The sequence below is a fragment of the Bacillus sp. BSL6 genome, from assembly GCF_052928345.1.
Map to the genome: position 1 here is coordinate 218,474 of NZ_JAVGCW010000006.1, position 19,369 is coordinate 237,842.

Here is a 19,369-nt window from a genome sequence, read left to right on the forward strand (position 1 = left end):
GTTTTTTGTTATACAACAACATATTTTTTCATAAAGCTGTTTATTTCGGTGAAACTATAAAGTGAAACTTTAATCATTAGAAGTTATTTACTCCCTACTAATTATTAGCCCACAAATAACCGGATAAAATGAAGGTTTGATTTATAAAAAACAAATGGTGAAAAGACCGTGAAGGAGGGAATTTACTCATGTTCTTCTTATCTCTCTTATTAATAGGCAGCACTCTCTGGATTGTAATTGATCTTTCTTATGGGAGAATTGTTCATTTAAGGCGTGTACGTTCTCGTTCTTTCCCTTTACGTCAAAGTGATTTTCACCTTTATACATACGGAAAAGATTTGTATGACGCTCTATTTACTGATATAAAACAGGCGAAACACCATGTGCACGTTTTGTTCTTCATTGTAAAAAACGATAAAATCAGCCGGGAATTTTTAAAGTTACTTATTGACAAGGCAAAGGAAGGAATTGAAGTAAGACTTTTACTCGATAGATTTGGAAGCCATCATTTATCAAACGAAGCCGTTCGCTCCCTACAAAAACATGGTGTCTCTTTTTCATTTTGTCACAAAGTAAAGTTTCCTTTTCCTTTCTTTTCTGCAAATCAAAGAAACCATAGAAAAATTACAGTTATCGACGGGAAAATTGGTTACATTGGGGGATTTAATATTGGTGAAGAGTATTTGGGACATAATGAGCGGTTAGGATTATGGAGGGACTATCATTTACGTCTTACAGGCGAAGGAGTACAAGATTTACAAAAGCAATTTTTACATGACTGGTTTGATGATACAAACCAAAATTTATTGGACGCTTCTCTTTATTTTCCGAAACAGCAACCCGGTACTATCGAACATCAATTTATTCCAACTGATGGTGCCTATTTACAACATACTTTTTTACATTTAATTGAAGGTGCAAAAAAGGAACTCTTTATCGGTACACCCTATTTCATTCCTGGAAGAAAAATTATGAACGCATTATTAGAAGCACGAAAACGCGGGGTTCAAATCACGATTCTCGTTCCAGAAAAAGCGGATCATGCCCTTGTTCGAGAAGCAAAATTCCCGTATTGCCGAAAGTTAATTCAAGCTGGATGTAATATTTACGCATTTCAACAAGGTTTTTTTCACGCTAAAGTTATTATAGTTGATGACTATATCTGTGATATCGGAACTGCAAACTTTGATATGAGAAGTTTATATATTAACCATGAAATCAACTGCCTTTTATATGATGAACATTTTATACAAACAGTAAAAAATAAATTCCACGAAGATCTAGAAAATGCGTCATTACTTTCCTTGAAAGATGTTAGTCCGAATTCTCTCATTAATAGAGGCAAAGAATGGATAGGAACAATACTTGCTTTCTTCCTATAGGAAAGATAATGCATAAAGGAGATGTATTCATTATGATTATGCGTTTCGGATATGTCTCACATGCAATGGCACTCTGGGACTGTTCTCCGGCTAAAACGATGACATTTACAAGCTTTCAAAAGCTTAGTAAACAAGAACGAGAAGATAAATTATACGATGTTACGCGGCAAAATCTTGAGCATACAATACGTATTCTTCATTACAATATAGCGCATGAAATTCCATTATATCGCTTATCTTCTTCCATCGTCCCACTTGCAACACATCCCGAAGTCGAGTTTGATTACATCGGATTGTTCACACCGCTTTGGCGTACAATTGGGGCATTAATTAAAGAACATAATTTACGAGTAAGTTTTCACCCAAATCAATTTACGCTATTTACAAGTGATAAGCCACACATTACAACTAACGCTATTACAGATATGACTTATCACTATAAAGTATTAGATGCAATAGGAATTGCAGATTCTTCTTATATTAACATCCATGTAGGTGGGGCCTACGGAAATAAAGAAAAAGCGGTTGAGCGTTTCCATGAAAACATAAAAAAACTTCCTGCACATATAAAGAGGCAAATGACACTTGAAAATGATGATAAAACATATACAACAGCTGAAACGTTATCTATTTGCCAAAAAGAAAAGATCCCATTCGTATTTGATTATCACCATCACATGGCAAATCTTTGCGAAGAACCGTTAGAAGAGTTACTTCCTGCAATTTTTGAAACTTGGTCACATACAAATATCGTTCCTAAAGTTCACATTTCCTCTCCTAAATCAAAAAAAGAATTTAGGGCTCACGCGGAATATATTGATTTAGAGTTTATTAAACCTTTCTTACACGTTGCAAAAAAAATCAATCATAATTTCGATATTATGATTGAAAGTAAACAGAAAGATTTAGCGATGCTGCAATTCATACATGAATTATCCTCTATAAGAGGAGTAAAAAGAATAAGTAGCTCAACATTACAATGGTAAATTGTAATGTTGAGCTATTTTTTTCAAAAAAAGTAATTTTTTTAGTAAAAAACACCCTATTTTATATGCTATGATTGGAATTAGCATTTTCCACCTGTGATTCAACTTTATTGAAACGGAGTCATAATATGATTAATCAAAAAAAATACGTACACTTTGTCATAATGTACATAATTATATTTTCTCTTTGGATATTTCTTATCCCTAAGAACTTGAATATAAAAGAAATTGGAATTCTCTTCTTATTTTGTTTCGCTACACTCTTTTCTTGCTATTGCCTATATAAAGCAATTAAGAAAATGAAGCGCGGTGACAAATTATTTTGGGTTTTGGTACTATGCACTTGCCTATGTGGATTGACAATGGAGATAACTCTATTTCTTCATTCACTTTCTATATATGACCAAGTCATATTCTCATATAAGGCATTGCCCTTTTTTATCGTACAATATATTTTGCTCTTTTCTGGCTTTGCTATAAAGTTCATAAAACATTACTCTATTAGAGGACTAGCTCAATTTTCATTCGATAGCATCTTTATCGTTATTATGAATATTTATTTTACCTTAACTTTTATTTTGGACATTTCAAGCTTTCGTATGTTAACAATAGATACCTGGGTTTTAATTGGATATTTTATTGCACAATCATTAGTCATTTACGCCGTAATTAGTCTATATAGAAGAGAAGAATATTCTTCTAGCAGAATTTCATTAATTATCGGCTTTACTATTATACTCGTGTACGGATATATACACCTGTTTCAATTAAACGCAGGGATAAAACCTTCTTCTGAAGTCTCTTACTTAATACATACTGCTTCGATTTTATTAATTGGTTTGTCATCCATACTATATATTTTAGATAAACCAATACAGCATGAAACGAAAACAAAATATTATCGGTTTGATTATGTGCGCTTTATATTACCTTATTTTAGTATAATCATTACTTTTTCTTTTATTATCTTTCAACCTTGGGATGATAAGTTCATGTTGATCGGTCTAGTATTATCTCTTATCTTATTATTCTTACGACAACTTTATATGTGGAAAGATAATCAGGCACTAATCGATACATACGAGCAGTTGACTACACAACTAGAAGATAAAGTAGAAGAAGGTGCATCTGCGTTATCAAAGAGTGAACAACGTTATAAATCTTTATTCGAAGATCACCCGGATGCTGTTTTCTCTTTAAATATGTATGGTATTTTCCAGCAGTCTAATACAGCTTGCGAAAGCTTATTTACTGCCTACTATTGTGAAGTAGAAAGCTATTCCCTTTTACACTTTATTGACTCAAAAGACCATGATTTACTAAAGAAAGCTTTACAACTAACGAAAGAAGGTAGACCACAAACTTTAGAAGTTCGCACAAAGGAAAAAGAAGGTTACTACTATTACCTTCACATTACACTCATCCCTACTTTCATAAACAAGGAAGTTGTCGGGATGTTTGGCATAGCACGTGATATTACAACTTTATATGAAAAACAAAAACAAGTAGAACATTTAGCCTTTCATGATGCACTTACTGGACTACCAAATCGCCGTAAGTTTGAAAAAGATTTAAAAAACATTTTAAATACCGCTCAGGCTAGCGCAAATGATGTTGCCGTCATGTTTCTTGATTTAGATCGATTCAAAAAAATTAACGATAGACTCGGTCATGACGTCGGAGACTTGTTATTAATTGAAGTAGCAAAACGATTACGCAGTTGCCTACGTTCAAAAGATGTCGTTGCTCGCCAAGGCGGAGATGAGTTTACAATTCTATTACCAGATATGTACTCAGAAAAAAGTGCGGCCTTTATAGCTGAACAGATTTTAACCATTTTAAACAAACCATTCTTCATTAAAGATGAAGAACTGTCTATTACGCCAAGTATCGGAATTGCAATGTACCCTGATTGTGGAACAGATGTAACAGCATTAATGAAAAATGCTGATATGGCTATGTATCGCGCGAAAGCAAATGGAAAAAATCGATTTGTTTTCTTCTCAAAAGAAATGAGTATCGCTCAAAATGAGAGTAACTTCTTAGAAGGAGAACTTTCAAAAGCATTACAACAAAATGAATTTTTCCTTGAATACCAGCCACAAGTAAGCACAAAAACAAAACAAGTTATTGGTTTTGAAGCATTAATTCGTTGGAAACATCCAAAGCTCGGTATCGTATCCCCAGCCCAATTTATCCCTCTAGCAGAGGAAACTGGATTCATTATTGAACTTGGAAATTGGATTTTACGTACTGCTTGCTTAGAAGCGAAAAGATGGCATAATCAAGGTTTCTCTCACTTAAAAGTCGGTGTGAATTTATCTGTAGTTCAATTTAATCATGCAGATTTAATCCCAACTATTTCAAAAGTTTTAGAAGAAACAGAGTTAAAACCAGAAGCACTAGATATCGAAATTACAGAAAGTATCGCCATTAACCAAAATCAATCTGTAGTTGCAAAACTAGAACAACTTCAAAATCTCGGTATTCAAATTTCAATTGATGACTTTGGAACTGGTTATAGTTCTTTAGCTTATTTAACAAAATATCCAATTAATACATTAAAAATTGCTCGAGAATTTATTTGCGGAATTACAACTAGTCCTTTAGAGGAAGCGATTATTTCTTCCATTATTACACTATCAAAAGAACTAAATTTAGAAGTTATCGCAGAAGGTGTAGAGACCGAAGAACAATGGAAGTTTTTATATGAGCAAAACTGTGACCACATTCAAGGATTCTTTATTAGCAAGCCCGTTTCTAGTAAAGACGTTTGGAGGTTACTCCACAAAAAAACAACCGTCTAAGTAAGACGGTTGTTTTTTTTAATATTCAAAAGGTAGGTCCGAAGCTAATTGTACCTCTTGATCATTATGAGAAATTACTTGGCTTTTCTCTAAAGCTGTATCTGTTAATGAAATACCCCATGCCATTGCTAACGTTAATAAACTACCAATAAGTAATTTTTTCATATTCCATCACCCACATTTTTTCTTTTAATATATCATGAAAATTTATCTATGCCGTATGCAATTATGCATATCCATTTTTTAGGGTTATTCATTGATTGATTTTATTTACAATTGCCTCTTTATATGCATGCATTTCTAATATATCAAAAAAGAAACTTGCTTTCTTATATGTATCTTCAATCTCTGCCTCATCATACTCCAACCTTTCTAGACATTCACCTCTTTGATAGTACAGCTGCCCAATTAATGCCATACTATTAATTCGGCAAGATATTTCAATCGCCTTATTCACTTGATATAAGGCTTGTTCATATTGATTATCTAAGTATAATGCTTTTGCATGATTATATCTTACCTTCACGTCGAATTCTTCATTATCATGCAATGACTCTAATTGTTTCAATATACCTTCAAATAACTCAATACTCTTCTTAAAATAGCCATTTTCAGCATAAATATTTGCGATTGCATTTTCTATATAGAGGTTTTGGTATACATCTATTCCAGCTAGTTGTTGGTTTAACAATTTTTTCAATTCTAAAATACAATATTCGTAATCAATTTTCTTCAACATGTAAGCTGCTACATGATATTGCCATTGAAGAAACTGCTGGAATTCGGGATGATATTCTTCCTTTTTCAGCTCATTCCATACTCTATTATAAATCTCTTTATATTTTTTTTCCTTACATAGCGTAATGACTTGATCTTTAAACTGCTTTTTTCTCTCAATATCTGAATAAATGAGTACCTCATAAAAATGAATAATGGGAACTTGTAACTTTGCTGCAATACCTTGCAATATATCCATACTTGGGTATACTGCGCCTGATTCAATTCGGCTCACTTCCGATTGATGACATATGTTCTCGGATAACTGTTTTTGTGTTAATCCCCGCATTACCCTAATTTTCTTAATTTCACTTCCTAATTTTTCTGCGTGCATACTTACTCACCATCCCATTATAACAATATAATTTGTTAAGTTGTCATACCACTACAATAATGTGAGTTCGACAATTTTTGACATGAAATAATGCATAATATATATAAAATTCGGCAAATTCTTCATACAATTCGTCTCACATATAATAATAGATTAGTGGTTTTATAAATAAATTATAGAAGATTCGTCCGTGCCTTCGTTACATTCGGTCTTCTTTTTCCTTTATTAGCAGTAGCAGAAGTTATTCACACCCAAGAATTAGACAGAAATGAAGTAAAATTTGAAATTACTTAGCCTAATTTAACGCTTAAAAAATTACACAACCTCAAAATGATACGAAAAAAACATACTGAAAAAGTATTTAAAAGGTGAGATAAATGAGGCAGAAGCTCAACAAAAGTGAATGACAACTGAAATGAATATAGATTCCCAACTTACAAATAAAGCAACAAAAGAAAATCAAACCAAAGCTCGCCTTGCACAAACATATAAAAACTATAAAGTATATGGCCAAGATCTCATTGTAAAAGTAGATAAAAATGGAGTAATCACAACTATTAGTGGTAAAGTTGTCCAAAACTTAGATCAACAACCTAATCTTACTATAACAAATTTTTTGTCGAAAAATGAAGTAAAATCTAAATTACACGATATACTTCAAATCCTGAGCGATGCGACTGTGACGAAACTCTCTATTGAAATACTTGTTTATAAGAAAAAAGAAGTTTACCATTCATAGGCAAACTTCTTTTCATATCCATCCCTTTTCTTCCGCAATTGTAATTGCCTCAATTCTATTTTTCGCATCAAGCTTCGTTAATACTTCAGAAATATAATTACGTACTGTACCTGGCGAAAGATAAAGTGCCTTGGCGATTTCATTTGCCGTCTTTCCCTCTTTCGCAAGTAGCAATACTTCTTTTTCACGATCTGATAACGGATTTTGCTCCTGCCATAAGCCGAACATTAAATCTTGAGAAATCTCTCGTTTACCTTTCATTACGTTGCGAATCGATGCAGCTAAATCCTCGCTTGGGCTATCTTTTAATAAATATCCGTGCACACCAGCTTTCATCGCTCGTTCAAAATATCCAGGGCGCGCAAATGTTGTTAAAATCATTACTTTACATGCCGATTTTTCTTTCTTCAACGTTTCTGCAACATCTAATCCGCTTTGAATTGGCATTTCAATATCCATAATGCTTATGTCGGGTTTTAATGATTCAATTAGTTTTAGTGCCTCTTCCCCGTTCGCTGCTTGCCCAATTACTTCAATATCATCTTCTAGATCAAGTAGGGCTCCTAACGCACCACGAAGCATTCGCTGATCTTCTGCAATAATAATTCGAATCATGCCTTCACCTCATCTTTTCCTGTTCTAATAACAACTGGAACTTTTACTGTTAATAGTGTTCCTGGATTAATCGTACCCAGTTCAACAAATCCATCAATAAGAGCAATTCGCTCCTTCATACCACGAATACCATTCCCGTCGTGATTTTGATCCGCTAAACCGATTCCGTTATCTTTTACTGTCAAAATCAATTCACCTTGTGATTCTAGTAAAGAAACTGTGCAATGCGTTGCCTTACTATGCTTTACAACATTCGTAACAGCTTCACGTAAACACATTCCTAAAATATTTTGTTCAATGGGTGATAGCGAACTTGCACTCGTTTCTTGTTTGATCTCTAATTCAATATTAGCAGCTTGTAAGATTGCTTTTATTTGCTCAAGCTCTTCTTCTACTGTAATCATACGCATATCAGAAATTAATTCTCTTAGCTGCTTTAAAGCGGTACGAGATGTTTGTGTAATTTCTTTCGCTTCCACACTTGCGCGTTCTGGATTTTTCACAATTAACTTCTCCACGAGCTGACTTTTTAACGTAATAAGAGATAGTGTATGCCCGAGCGTATCATGAAGATCTCTTGCAATCCGCTGCCGTTCTTCACGTTTTACTAAGTCTTTAATTTGCTCATTTGCTTCATTTAATTGATTTCTTAACATCTTTTTCTGATTAAAGTTGCGCATACCAAATGGTGTAAGTAGCATTAAAATAAACATCGGGACGATATTTATTAAACTTGTCGGTGTTATTTGATCCATATTTACAAATACAAATGCTCCAAGCATAACACCTAACAAACATAGTAATACCCGAAATGCTTTCTTACTTGGTGCAAATCCCATCGCACTTGCCGTAAAAAAGCCAAAGAATATCATGAAGGGATTATAAAATAAAGCAAATAAATAGATGAGCACCATCTGTATACATGCCCACAAAACAAACGTCTTCTGAACGAAATAAAGTTGACGGTATGTGATAATAAAAAGTATCAACATACCGCTCCCTAGCACAAACTTCCATCCTGACACTTGTGCTAAATGGTAAATCGGAAATAATAAATACACGAGAAACATATACGGAAAGAAACCCATATGTTTCGGAAAAATCTCAATCCTCTTCTTCTCTATCATTTATACCGCTTCCTGTCTTTTTCTTATATATATTGATATTACAACAAATATAAGGAAATAACCTCCTAGTACCGCGATATTTTCCCAACCAATTGATTTTCCAGCTACAATATCCCATGCACCACTTCCGAAGTGATATGTTGGTGTCCATTCACCGATAGATCTTAATATTTTCGGGAATACTTCGATTGGCATCCATAGACCGCCAATTACAGCTAAACTCATATTTAAAATATTCGCTAAACCCGCTGCTGCATCCGCCTTCTTAATAGAACCTATTACTGTTCCAAGTGCTAAAAATGGTGTTACCCCTAACAATAACCATAATCCAGCACCAATCCACTGCCCTACCGTTAACTCCACATGATTAATTAATATCCCTGCAATAAAGATAACTAAGATTGAAAAAGCATTTACTACTGTTTGAGCGATGATCTTTGCTGTTATATACGCACCCTCTGGAAGTGGTGTAATTTTTAACAAATATGTCCACCCTTGACCTTTTTCCTGAGAAATTCTTACACCGAAACTAAAAAGTGCTGTCCCTACAATACTAAACGTCGCCATTGAGATTAAATAATGTGCTTTCCATGCATCACCGTTTTGTGGTACTTGAATAACATTAGTGAAAATGTAGTAAAACATAACTGGCATTAATAATGAGAAAAAGATAAATAATTTATTGCGGAACGTACGTAAAATTTCTATTTTGCATTGCATCCATAAAGCTTTCATGCGATTTCCCCCTTCTGATTTGCGACAAACTGTTCAAATGCTTCATCAAGACTTCCACGTTCAACTAAAATATTTGTTACAGGTAAGTTCTTTTCATAAATTGCTTTTAAGGTTGCATCCGTATCTTCAGTTATTAAAGTGAAGTGACCTCCGTTTGATTGTACTTCTGTTACGCTTGGTAACTCTTTTAATAATTTTGCAGGAATACTTTCCTTCGAATAAAATGTAATTGTTTTTCGTGAAATCGTCGCTTTCATCTCATCTGGTGTACCATCTGCGATAATCTTTCCATTTGCAAACAATAAAATACGATTCGCCAATGCATCCGCTTCTTCTAAATAGTGCGTCGTTAAAATAATTGTTTTCCCTTCACTTGCTAACTTTCGAATCGTTTCCCAAAACGTTCTTCGAGACGTAATATCCATTCCAACCGTCGGTTCATCTAAAAATAGCAAATCTGGATTTCCTGCAAGTGCGAGTGCAAAATTTAACCTTCTCTTTTGACCTCCTGATAATTTCTCACATCTTTGCTTTCGTTCCGATTTTAAATTCGATAACTGTAGCAACGTTTCTTTCGCTACCGGATTCGTATAATAACTACGGAATAACTCAATTGCCTCTTCCACTGTAATGCTATCAATGACACTTACTTCTTGTAACATCGCGCCGAGTCTATTACGAACATCTCTATGCTTTGGACTCTTTCCGAATATAGAAACCGTTCCTTCCGTCGGATCCTTTAATCCAAGCATCATCGACATCGTCGTCGTTTTCCCTGCACCATTCGGTCCAAGCAATGCTACGATTTCTCCTTTATTCACATGAAATGAAACGTTATTTACTGCTTTTATATGTTTAAATGTTTTAGAAACACTATTTACTTCAATAATCTTTTCCATCTCTCCACCCCCGCTGTTTCTTATATTTACATTGTATTCCTTGGAAAACTTAGGAAACAGTATGATGCGTCATGACATCGATATGACAATTGTCATGTATTCTTTATGAGAGGAATCAATCCGCCATACTGCAAGCGAGTAGCAGGACGAAAATAAACATGATACAATCGGGTAAGATATATATTCGAGGAAGGACAGTGGTTTTCATGATTATTCGTAATGAACAAGATTTAGAAGGCTTACGAAAAATCGGCCGCATCGTTGCGCTTGCACGTGAAGAAATGAAAAAAGAAGCGAAGCCAGGCATGACAACGAAAGAGCTTGATTTGATCGGTAAAAAAGTATTAGATGAGCATGGTGCTATTTCTGCACCTGAAAAAGAATATGATTTCCCTGGCGTAACTTGCATCAGTGTAAACGAAGAAGTTGCTCACGGTATTCCAGGTGATCGTGTATTAAAAGAAGGCGACCTTGTAAATGTCGACGTATCTGCAGCACTTGATGGTTATTATGCAGATACAGGTATTTCATTTGTACTTGGAGAAGATGAAGCAAAAGAAAAGCTTTGCCAAGCAGCTGTTGATGCCTTTTGGGCAGCAATGAAAAAGGTGAAAGCTGGTTCAAAACAAAACCAAATTGGTCGTGCCGTTTCAAACTTTGCACATAAAAATGGATACAATGTTATTCAAAACTTAACTGGTCACGGTATTGGTCTTAGCTTACATGAAGCACCAAACCATATTTTAAGTTACTTTGACCCAATGGATAATGCGCTTCTAAAAGACGGTCTTGTTATCGCTGTAGAACCATTTATTTCTATGAAAGCTGATCACATTATCGAACGTGGCGATGATGGTTGGACATTCGTTACCCCTGATAAAAGCCTTGTTGCACAATGTGAACATACAGTTGTCGTAACTCGCGGCGAACCGATAATCTTAACAGAAATATAAAAAAAGAACCGCTTCTTAGTAGGAAGCGGTTCTTTTTTACATACTTTTTTGAAAGGAAGCAATACGGTTGAACTCATTGTCATTTACGTATATACTTTTTAACGAAGGTTATTGATGATTATCTTCCATAGAGGATAATTAAGGGAGTACCTTCTTTTTTTATATAATAGCATCGATTAAAGTAGTGGCGCTCTATCTATATGAAAAGAGCTATTTTCGCTTTAATCTACAAAATTGTATACTCTTTTAAACAGTACATATTCTCTTCATCCTGGCCAAATTCAATCTACAATTTATTACTACCTCAATATAAAAGAAATAACATTTACAATCGGATACATTATTTTGGTTAGCATGTATCGTAAAACTTACCTTTATAACAATTCTTTTCACATCCAATCATATTCTTACTTGATTGGATGTTTTTTTATACAAAAAGGACGATACATACAGTATCGTCCTTTTAACGGGGTGAGGCTGTCCAAAAGTACGGAAAACCTTTGAACAGCCTCGTATTTTCATATGGATGCCTTACATATATCACTGATGATAATTATGAAATGCGGAAACATATTTATCATCACATGATTCAAACATGAGAAAAGAAACCCTACAGTGGATTCTTTTCTCTACATAATCTAAAGTTTGGGTACACTAGATTCATGCAATGTAGGAGCTTTCCAAGTAGAAAGCGAACCTTCATTTAAGATGATAGCATACATATCTCCATCAAACATATGCAAATATGCATATGTTTTTTATTTCTCAATGTCAGAATATTGAAAATTAAAAAATATAAAGGTAAAATGAAGTCGTTATCCGTCTTCTTTTGTCAGTCAGAGAGAATAGAAGAATAGGAGAGAAAAAAATGAAAAAATCTTTGAAACAAAAAATAGTAAGCTCTTTGCTTGCTGTATCACTCGCTGTTAGCTTAGCTCCGATTGGACAAGCTAAAGCTGATTCCACGTCAGAAATCAAGCAGACTTCATCTATTACAAAACAAGTTGATGCAAGCCGCGCTATCGAACACATCCGTTTCTTATCCGAAACAATTGGCCCTCGCCCCGGTGGAACAAAATCAGAGGAATGGGCTTCTCGCTATGTTGGTATGCAGCTTAAATCAATGGGCTATGAAGTAGAATATCAACCATTCCAAGTGCCGGATCAATACGTTGGATTTATTGAATCACCATTATCCACAAAGCGTAATTGGCAAGCTGGTGCTGCCCCTAACGCACTAATTTCTACAGAGGCTGTTACAGCTCCTCTTATCTTTGTTCAAGGTGGGACAAAATTAGAGGATATCCCAAATGAAGTAAACGGAAAAATTGTTCTATTCGAAAGAGGAACAACAGTAGCTGACTATAATAAACAAGTTGAAAATGCCGTTAGCAAAGGTGCAAAAGGTGTTCTTTTATACAGTTTAATTGGTGGACGTGGAAACTACGGACAAACTTTCAATCCCCGCCTAACGAAAAAGCAATCTATCCCTGTCTTCGGTCTTGCTTATGCGCAAGGAAATGCATTTAAAGAAGAAATCGCTAAAAAAGGAACAACAATTCTTTCCCTAAAAGCGAGACATGAATCTAATTTAACATCATTAAACGTCATCGCTAAAAAGAAACCAAAAAACAGTACAGGTAATGAAAAAGCTGTCGTTGTAAGTTCACACTACGATAGTGTCGTTGGAGCACCTGGAGCAAATGATAATGCTTCTGGTACAGGATTAGTATTAGAATTAGCTCGTGCTTTTCAAAATGTAGAAACTGATAAAGAAATTCGTTTTATTGCTTTCGGTTCTGAAGAGACTGGCTTACTTGGCTCCGATTATTACGTTAATAGTTTATCCCAAAAAGAACGTGACCGGATTTTAGGTGTCTTTAACGCAGACATGGTTGCAACAAATTACGATAAAGCAAAGAATTTATATGCTATGACGCCTAACGGTTCTCCAAACCTTGTAACAGATGCAGCCTTGCAAGCAGGTAAACAGTTAAATAATGAACTTGTACTGCAAGGAAAATTCGGCTCTAGTGATCACGTACCATTTGCTGAAGTTGGCATTCCTGCCGCTCTATTTATTTGGATGGGTGTCGATAGCTGGAATCCATTAATCTATCATATCGAGAAGGTATATCACACACCTCAAGATAACGTATTTGAGAACATTTCACCTGAACGTATGAAAATGGCACTAGAAGTAATCGGAACTGGTGTTTATAACACTCTTCAAAAACCTGTTACGCAAACAGAACAGAAAGCTGCTTAATCATTTGTAAAAGACCACTGATAAAAATCAGTGGTCTTTTATTGAGAAAAAATATATATGCATAAAAGCATATTTTCTCCTACTCATTATCGTATACAATATTAACTGTAACAAAAATGATTACAACAATTAAGGAGGCTTTTCTACTATGAAAAAAATGATTTTAGCCGGTGCATTAACTTTAGCAGGAATTACTGGTGCTACCACGTTTATTCCTGAAACAAAGGCTGCTGCTGCAACTCAAGAACAAAGCTTTACAAAATTTTATTCTTTGCAAACTGGAAGTAGTTCTGAGCAAGAACCTATTTTCCTTCAAAAGGGACAAGAACTAACAATTCAACCTAACAGCAAAACTCCTAGTTACAGTGTTTATGACTCAAATCATAATCTTATTGGACGTTATTCTGATGGCTACGGCCGAATTTTCACTGCAAAAACAGATGGGAATATGTACGTTCAATTTCATGCACCTTATGTTTACTATAGTCCTGTTAGCTTTTCGGTTACGTATACAATCCGATAAAATAAAGGGCCCTTCCCAAGGGCCTTTATTTTGTTTCCCAATTCACTTTTACAAAACCATCTTTCACCATTAAACCACTTATACTAAATACATACTTTTCATTCGCTTTCAATGTAGCTTTAAAAGTACCTTTTTTTGATTCACAGATTTCTTTTAGCTCCCTTATCCCTTCTCCTTTCCTTTCATACAAGCTAAAGCATAAATTCCCACGTTTTGCATCTGTCTCATAAGAAAATGTTACTTCTGTATCTTTTGCATACTCAAATTCAATGTCCTTCCCAGCAATATCCCATAATGAAAATTTTGCCTCGTAACTTGTTTTCCCTTGCTTCTCATTTTCTAAATATATATCTCCTACTCTCCACGCATCATCTAACGTTTGTGCAAAAGTAAAACCACTAAGTAATACAAACATTGTACTTGCCAATATCGCAACTAATGTTACCTTCTGTTTTTTAACAACATTCATCTTATATTCTCCTTCAACTTTCTTTTTACTTCTTCTTACCATATATAATAAAAATCCAATAAAGAATGGCAATATAATCGCTAAAACACTCCACCCTTTACTCATTTGATGTGCTTTCGCATCTGTATATACCCATGATGCAACACATATTAAAAGTGCTATAAAAGCTAAAAACATTGTCACTCCAGCTACTTCAAATATTACAAACGGATTAGCGAACTCTTTCATGTAATTTATACTCCTTCTTTAAAAATGACTGTATTACAACATATATCGGGATGTATACGTGCATCATAATCACAATGGCTATCAACATAGAAATTTTATGATCCAAATGAGTAACAAATTGTTCTATAACAACTGTTAATAAAACAATCCAAATGGCGTGAATACAAATCATCCATCTCTTCTCTAAATTCCGAGCATCTCGCATGCCCTGCTTCGTATTATTTATTAGCTCTTCGCTAGGAATCATCTCTCCCCCTAAACTACTTTTTATCTTTTGATCAAATTTATCTTCCTTCATGAACGAACCCCTCCAAATGTTCTCGCATTTGCTTCTTTGCATAATTAAGACGGTATTTCACCGTACCAATTGGTATATTTAATATTTCACTCATTTCTTTGTAAGAATATTGTTCATAATAGTAGAGTACGAGCACTGTTTTATATTTTTCGTTTAATAACTGTATAACTTCTCTTATCATTTCTGCTTCGACTTTTTGAATGAATTCTTCTGATATATTCACATCATCTGCAAACTCTATTTCTCCACCATCTTCTTTATGAAATAAATCCAATACACGATCTTTCCATCTTTTCTTTTTGCGATAAAAATCATAAAATGTACGAACACAAATTGTAGTAATCCACTTTTTATAATTCTCCACGTAAGAAAGTTGGTGCCGCGATGAAAAAACTTTTATCCACGTCTCTTGAAAAATATCTTCCGCGTCTTCTTTCGTCTTCGCTAATTTATAGCATAAGGAATATATTTGCTGCTTATATATATCAATTAATTCTTCTACCTTTTCTTCCATCGGAAACCTCCTGTCATTTATATAAGACGACGCAAATTCTCCTTTTGTTTGATAAAATTTTATTTTTTTATTATCTCCATACAAAAAGGCAATCACAACATCGTGTGATTGCCTTTTACTGAAAGCGAAAATCGGCTCCGCTTTTCTCTATTGTCCAGCTTCAGCGGCTAGAATACTCGGTGGCTTCGCGCCTTCCTCCGAGGCAAAGTACGCCTCTCTGTCAGGAGCTCCATCCCCCTCCTATTCTGAACGAGCCGCTTCCGCTTTTCTTTATGTCTAGCTCTGCCTCCTAGCCCCTTCCGTCTAAGAACCTTCCCCACGAGAAGATAAAATGCATCTTCTGTGGGAAAGAACCTTAGCCTTCGGGACTAAACAGTCGGCTCCGCTTTTCTTAATTACATTTTTTCTGGTGCAGATACTCCTACGATTGCTAATGCGTTTTGAAGTGTAGTGCGTACTGCTTTCATTAACTCGTAGCGAGCTTTACTTAATTCTAAGTTATCTTGGTTTAATACTTTTTCTGCATTGTAGAAGCTGTGTAATGTTGCTGCTAATTCAAATGCATAGTTTGTAATACGGTGTGGTAAACGTTTTTGTGCTGCATCCGCAACTACTGCTGGGAATTCACCAAGTTTTTTCAGTAACTCTACTTCTTTCTCAGAAGTAACAAGTTTGTAGTTCACGTCTCCGCCTGTAGCTAATCCTAATTCTTCACCTTGACGAAGGATACTGCATACGCGAGCGTGAGCGTATTGCGCATAGTATACTGGGTTTTCGTTAGATTTTGATACAGCTAAGTCCATATCGAAGTCTAAATGAGAATCACCGCTACGCATTGCGAAGAAATAACGCATTGCGTCCACACCTACTTCTTCCATAAGCTCACGAAGTGTAACTGCTTTACCTGTACGCTTACTCATTTTCATTTTTTCACCATTTTGATACAGTTGTACCATTTGGATGATTTCTACTTCAAGTGTTTCTTTATCGTAACCTAGCGCTTGAATAGCAGCTTTCATACGTGGAATGTAACCGTGGTGGTCAGCACCCCAAATGTTGATTAACTTATCGAAACCACGCTCTAATTTATCACGGTGATACGCGATATCTGGCGTTAAGTACGTGTAAGAACCGTCGTTTTTAATTAATACACGGTTTTTATCATCGCCGTAAGTCATTGAGCGGAACCAAGTTGCTCCATCTTCTTCAAAGATCTCGTCACGCTCTTTTAATACCGCAAGAGCTTGATCGATTTTTCCGTTTTTGTATAATGATGTTTCTGAGAACCATACATCAAATTTAACACGGAAACTTTCTAAGTCTTTTTGAAGTTTTGCTAACTCATATTTTAAACCGTACTCACGGTAGAATTCATAGCTTTCTTTTTCATCAGCTTTCGCATAACGATCGCCAAACTCTTCTGCTAAACGTTTACCAATTGCAATGATGTCTGCACCATGGTATCCGTCTTCTGGCATTTCTTTCTCTAAGCCTAAAGCTTGCATGTAACGAGCTTCAACAGAAAGAGCTAAGTTATGGATTTGGTTACCAGCATCATTAATGTAGTACTCACGAGATACATCATATCCTGCTTTTGCTAATAAGTTACATAACGTGTCACCTACTGCTGCACCACGTGCATGTCCTAAGTGAAGGTCACCTGTTGGATTCGCAGATACGAACTCAACTTGTACTTTTTCACCTTTACCAGTATTCGTTTCACCGTAAGCTTCACCAGCATTAACGATCGTTGGGATTAAGTCTGTTAAGTAGCTATTATCCATGTAGAAGTTAATGAAACCAGGACCTGCGATTTCAATCTTTTCAATAGAAGCTTTTGCTTTATCGAAGTTTGCAACTAATTCTTCTGCAATCATACGAGGTGCTTTTTTCGCAACGCGTGCAAGTTGCATTGCCATATTTGTAGAGAAGTCACCATTTGTTTTATCTTTTGGAGATTCTAATACTACATTTGGAATCTGTTCTTCTGTCGCTAATTCTGCCTTTAATACAGCAGCTTGAATTTCTTCTTTAATTAATCCTTTTACTTGTTCTAAAGAATTCATTATTTTGCCTCCTTCAAATTAATCGTAATTGTATATCTGCCAGCTTCTTGTTCACTTAGAAGCAATGCGTACGTTAAGAAGAGTTGTCCTTTTTTCTTTTCATCCGACCATTTAAAAAGAACGTTATCAGTCTTTGTTTGCAATGCAAACGTACCAAGTTCACTCGTGTACGTACCAGTTGTCCATTCACCTTTCACATGCGTTTGACGCATAGAAACAGCACCTGAACGCATAATGAGAACTTGTTCATCTTGAATTTTAATAATTGTTTTCACTTCGCCTTGTTCGTTCGGCTCTTGGAATGTTACATATGTACCTTGACCTTTTACATAGTATTGACCATTTGCTTCAAAAGCAACGGTTTCCTTCCTCGCCCCTTCACGGATTTCCGTTACGAAATGAACGTGTACCGGCAAGCCTGCAAGTTGTTTCTCCACGTCTTGCACACCTTTCAAATGTTATAGATATTAAATACTACTTATAATAAATCACTTTTCCTATCATATCAAAAAAAACCTCTGTCTGTCTGCTGAAAAATCAGGAAAACTCCATTTCAAAACATAATTCACTTTCACTTTATTTCATATGATAAAATATTTCTTAAATCTAAATATTCTTTCTTTTGAAGAGGTGAATGAAGTGCTACCAACAAAATTGAAAAAAGGTGATGAAATTAGAGTGATTTCACCATCTTGTAGTTTAAGTATTGTCTCAACTGAGAACAGGAAGCTTGCTGTAAAAAAGTTAACCGAAATGGGCTTTCACGTTACATTTTCAACATATGCTGATGAGATAGACAGATTTGCTTCCTCTTCTATTTCTTCACGCGTTCAAGACCTTCACGAAGCATTTAGAGACCCGAATGTAAAAGCCATTTTGACGACACTTGGCGGATACAATTCTAATGGCTTATTAAAACATCTCGATTACGATTTAATTCGAGAAAACCCGAAATTTTTCTGTGGCTATTCGGATATCACTGCACTAAATAATGCAATTTACACTAAAACAGGACTTGTTACATATTCAGGCCCCCATTTCTCTTCATTTGGAATGGAGAAAGGGCTCGAGTATACAACCGATTACTTTTTAAAATGCTTAACCTCTAATGAGACTATTGAAGTCCTGCCATCTGAAACATGGAGCGATGATTCTTGGTATATAGATCAAGAAAATCGAGAATTTATTAAAAATGAAGGGTACGTTTCGATTCACGAAGGAGAAGCTACGGGAGATATTATCGGTGGTAATATGAGCACATTGAACTTACTGCAAGGTACACCATATATGCCAAACTTAAAGGATAAAATTTTATTTCTTGAAGAGGATAGTTTAACTGGGGGAGCTACTCTTAAAACTTTTGATCGATATTTACATTCTCTTATGCAGCAGCAAGATTTTGAACATGTAAAAGGCATCGTTATAGGAAAGATGCAAAAAGGTGCAGAATGTACGATAGGAGACATGCAAGAAATGATTGCTTCAAAGCCTGAGCTTGCACATATCCCTATCATTGCAAACGCAAGTTTCGGTCATACAACCCCGATTTTTACTTTCCCAATTGGCGGACGTGCAACAATCATTTCTAACAAAGAAAAAACATCTATCACGATTTTAACGCACTAAAAAAGGAGCGCATGAGTCGCTC

General features: G+C 35.2%; 19 protein-coding genes. 8 read left to right on the forward strand and 11 right to left on the reverse strand.

Features of this window, described 5'->3' with window-relative positions:
• The first annotated feature begins 188 nt into the window (after window positions 1-188).
• The 3 genes from cls to RCJ96_RS20190 all read left to right on the forward strand — a co-directional run bounded on the left by cls (window position 189) and on the right by RCJ96_RS20190 (window position 5,175).
• A complete protein-coding gene (cls, locus tag RCJ96_RS20180; protein ID WP_416504002.1) occupies window positions 189-1,382 on the forward strand; it encodes a cardiolipin synthase in 1,194 nt (397 codons plus the stop codon).
• A 32-nt stretch (window positions 1,383-1,414) separates the two neighbouring features.
• Complete coding sequence (uvsE, locus tag RCJ96_RS20185; RefSeq protein WP_000605892.1) at window positions 1,415-2,368, forward strand: UV DNA damage repair endonuclease UvsE; 954 nt, start codon at window positions 1,415-1,417, stop codon at window positions 2,366-2,368.
• 128 nt (window positions 2,369-2,496) lie between these two features.
• Window positions 2,497-5,175 carry a DUF4084 domain-containing protein gene (locus tag RCJ96_RS20190; RefSeq protein ID WP_074608079.1) on the forward strand — a complete coding sequence of 893 codons (2,679 nt, stop codon included), beginning with the start codon at window positions 2,497-2,499 and terminating at the stop codon, window positions 5,173-5,175.
• Window positions 5,176-5,193: 18 nt separating this feature from the next.
• Here RCJ96_RS20190 and papR read toward each other — a convergent pair whose 3' ends face one another.
• Window positions 5,194-5,340 (reverse strand): quorum-sensing peptide PapR, encoded by a 147-nt coding sequence (gene papR / locus RCJ96_RS20195; RefSeq protein ID WP_000734741.1) that lies wholly within the window; start codon window positions 5,338-5,340, stop codon window positions 5,194-5,196.
• 88 nt (window positions 5,341-5,428) lie between these two features.
• Window positions 5,429-6,286, reverse strand: a complete 858-nt coding sequence (plcR, locus tag RCJ96_RS20200; protein ID WP_074608077.1) for a transcriptional regulator PlcR — start codon at window positions 6,284-6,286, stop codon at window positions 5,429-5,431.
• A 415-nt stretch (window positions 6,287-6,701) separates the two neighbouring features.
• On the opposite strand from plcR, the gene RCJ96_RS20205 reads away from it, so the two are divergent.
• Window positions 6,702-7,025: a bacillolysin gene (locus RCJ96_RS20205; RefSeq protein ID WP_074608131.1), complete on the forward strand. Its 324-nt coding sequence runs from the start codon at window positions 6,702-6,704 to the stop codon at window positions 7,023-7,025.
• 12 nt (window positions 7,026-7,037) lie between these two features.
• On the opposite strand, the gene RCJ96_RS20210 is transcribed toward RCJ96_RS20205, so the two are convergent.
• From RCJ96_RS20210 to RCJ96_RS20225, 4 genes are read right to left on the reverse strand one after another with little or no spacing between them, the layout of a single operon-like run.
• A complete protein-coding gene (locus RCJ96_RS20210; protein WP_000619249.1) occupies window positions 7,038-7,640 on the reverse strand; it encodes a response regulator transcription factor in 603 nt (200 codons plus the stop codon).
• A complete protein-coding gene (locus RCJ96_RS20215) occupies window positions 7,637-8,767 on the reverse strand; it encodes a sensor histidine kinase (RefSeq protein ID WP_074608075.1) in 1,131 nt (376 codons plus the stop codon). Before RCJ96_RS20215 ends, RCJ96_RS20210 begins: the two co-directional genes overlap by 4 nt.
• A complete protein-coding gene (locus tag RCJ96_RS20220; RefSeq protein WP_416504000.1) occupies window positions 8,768-9,502 on the reverse strand; it encodes an ABC transporter permease in 735 nt (244 codons plus the stop codon).
• Complete coding sequence (locus RCJ96_RS20225; protein ID WP_416503999.1) at window positions 9,499-10,401, reverse strand: ABC transporter ATP-binding protein; 903 nt, start codon at window positions 10,399-10,401, stop codon at window positions 9,499-9,501. Before RCJ96_RS20225 ends, RCJ96_RS20220 begins: the two co-directional genes overlap by 4 nt.
• A 158-nt stretch (window positions 10,402-10,559) precedes the next feature.
• On the opposite strand from RCJ96_RS20225, the gene map reads away from it, so the two are divergent.
• The 3 genes from map to RCJ96_RS20240 all read left to right on the forward strand — a co-directional run bounded on the left by map (window position 10,560) and on the right by RCJ96_RS20240 (window position 14,146).
• Window positions 10,560-11,354, forward strand: coding sequence for a type I methionyl aminopeptidase (gene map / locus RCJ96_RS20230; protein WP_002096176.1), 795 nt, complete (start codon window positions 10,560-10,562; stop codon window positions 11,352-11,354).
• An 868-nt stretch (window positions 11,355-12,222) separates the two neighbouring features.
• Window positions 12,223-13,623, forward strand: a complete 1,401-nt coding sequence (locus RCJ96_RS20235; protein WP_076869408.1) for a M28 family metallopeptidase — start codon at window positions 12,223-12,225, stop codon at window positions 13,621-13,623.
• Window positions 13,624-13,771: 148 nt separating this feature from the next.
• A complete protein-coding gene (locus tag RCJ96_RS20240; RefSeq protein ID WP_242304432.1) occupies window positions 13,772-14,146 on the forward strand; it encodes a hypothetical protein in 375 nt (124 codons plus the stop codon).
• Window positions 14,147-14,171: 25 nt separating this feature from the next.
• Here the strand turns inward: RCJ96_RS20240 and RCJ96_RS20245 are convergent, their stop codons facing one another.
• The 5 genes from RCJ96_RS20245 to RCJ96_RS20265 form a co-directional block, all read right to left on the reverse strand.
• On the reverse strand, window positions 14,172-14,843 hold the full coding sequence (locus RCJ96_RS20245) for an anti-sigma factor (protein ID WP_416503998.1): 672 nt from the start codon (window positions 14,841-14,843) through the stop codon (window positions 14,172-14,174).
• Window positions 14,827-15,141 (reverse strand): anti-sigma factor, encoded by a 315-nt coding sequence (locus RCJ96_RS20250; RefSeq protein ID WP_076869406.1) that lies wholly within the window; start codon window positions 15,139-15,141, stop codon window positions 14,827-14,829. Before RCJ96_RS20250 ends, RCJ96_RS20245 begins: the two co-directional genes overlap by 17 nt.
• The gene (locus RCJ96_RS20255) at window positions 15,128-15,655 is read right to left on the reverse strand and encodes an RNA polymerase sigma factor (protein ID WP_017561701.1); all 528 of its coding nucleotides are present in this window, start codon (window positions 15,653-15,655) and stop codon (window positions 15,128-15,130) included. The genes RCJ96_RS20250 and RCJ96_RS20255 overlap by 14 nt, the downstream gene beginning before the upstream one ends.
• Before the next feature lie 395 nt (window positions 15,656-16,050).
• On the reverse strand, window positions 16,051-17,721 hold the full coding sequence (gene argS, locus RCJ96_RS20260) for an arginine--tRNA ligase (protein ID WP_001086449.1): 1,671 nt from the start codon (window positions 17,719-17,721) through the stop codon (window positions 16,051-16,053).
• Complete coding sequence (locus RCJ96_RS20265) at window positions 17,721-18,158, reverse strand: DUF1934 domain-containing protein (RefSeq protein WP_000414867.1); 438 nt, start codon at window positions 18,156-18,158, stop codon at window positions 17,721-17,723. The genes argS and RCJ96_RS20265 overlap by 1 nt, the downstream gene beginning before the upstream one ends.
• Window positions 18,159-18,360: 202 nt before the next feature.
• Here RCJ96_RS20265 and RCJ96_RS20270 point away from each other — a divergent pair, with 202 nt between their 5' ends.
• Window positions 18,361-19,347: a S66 family peptidase gene (locus tag RCJ96_RS20270; protein WP_074608059.1), complete on the forward strand. Its 987-nt coding sequence runs from the start codon at window positions 18,361-18,363 to the stop codon at window positions 19,345-19,347.
• Window positions 19,348-19,369 lie beyond the last annotated feature (22 nt).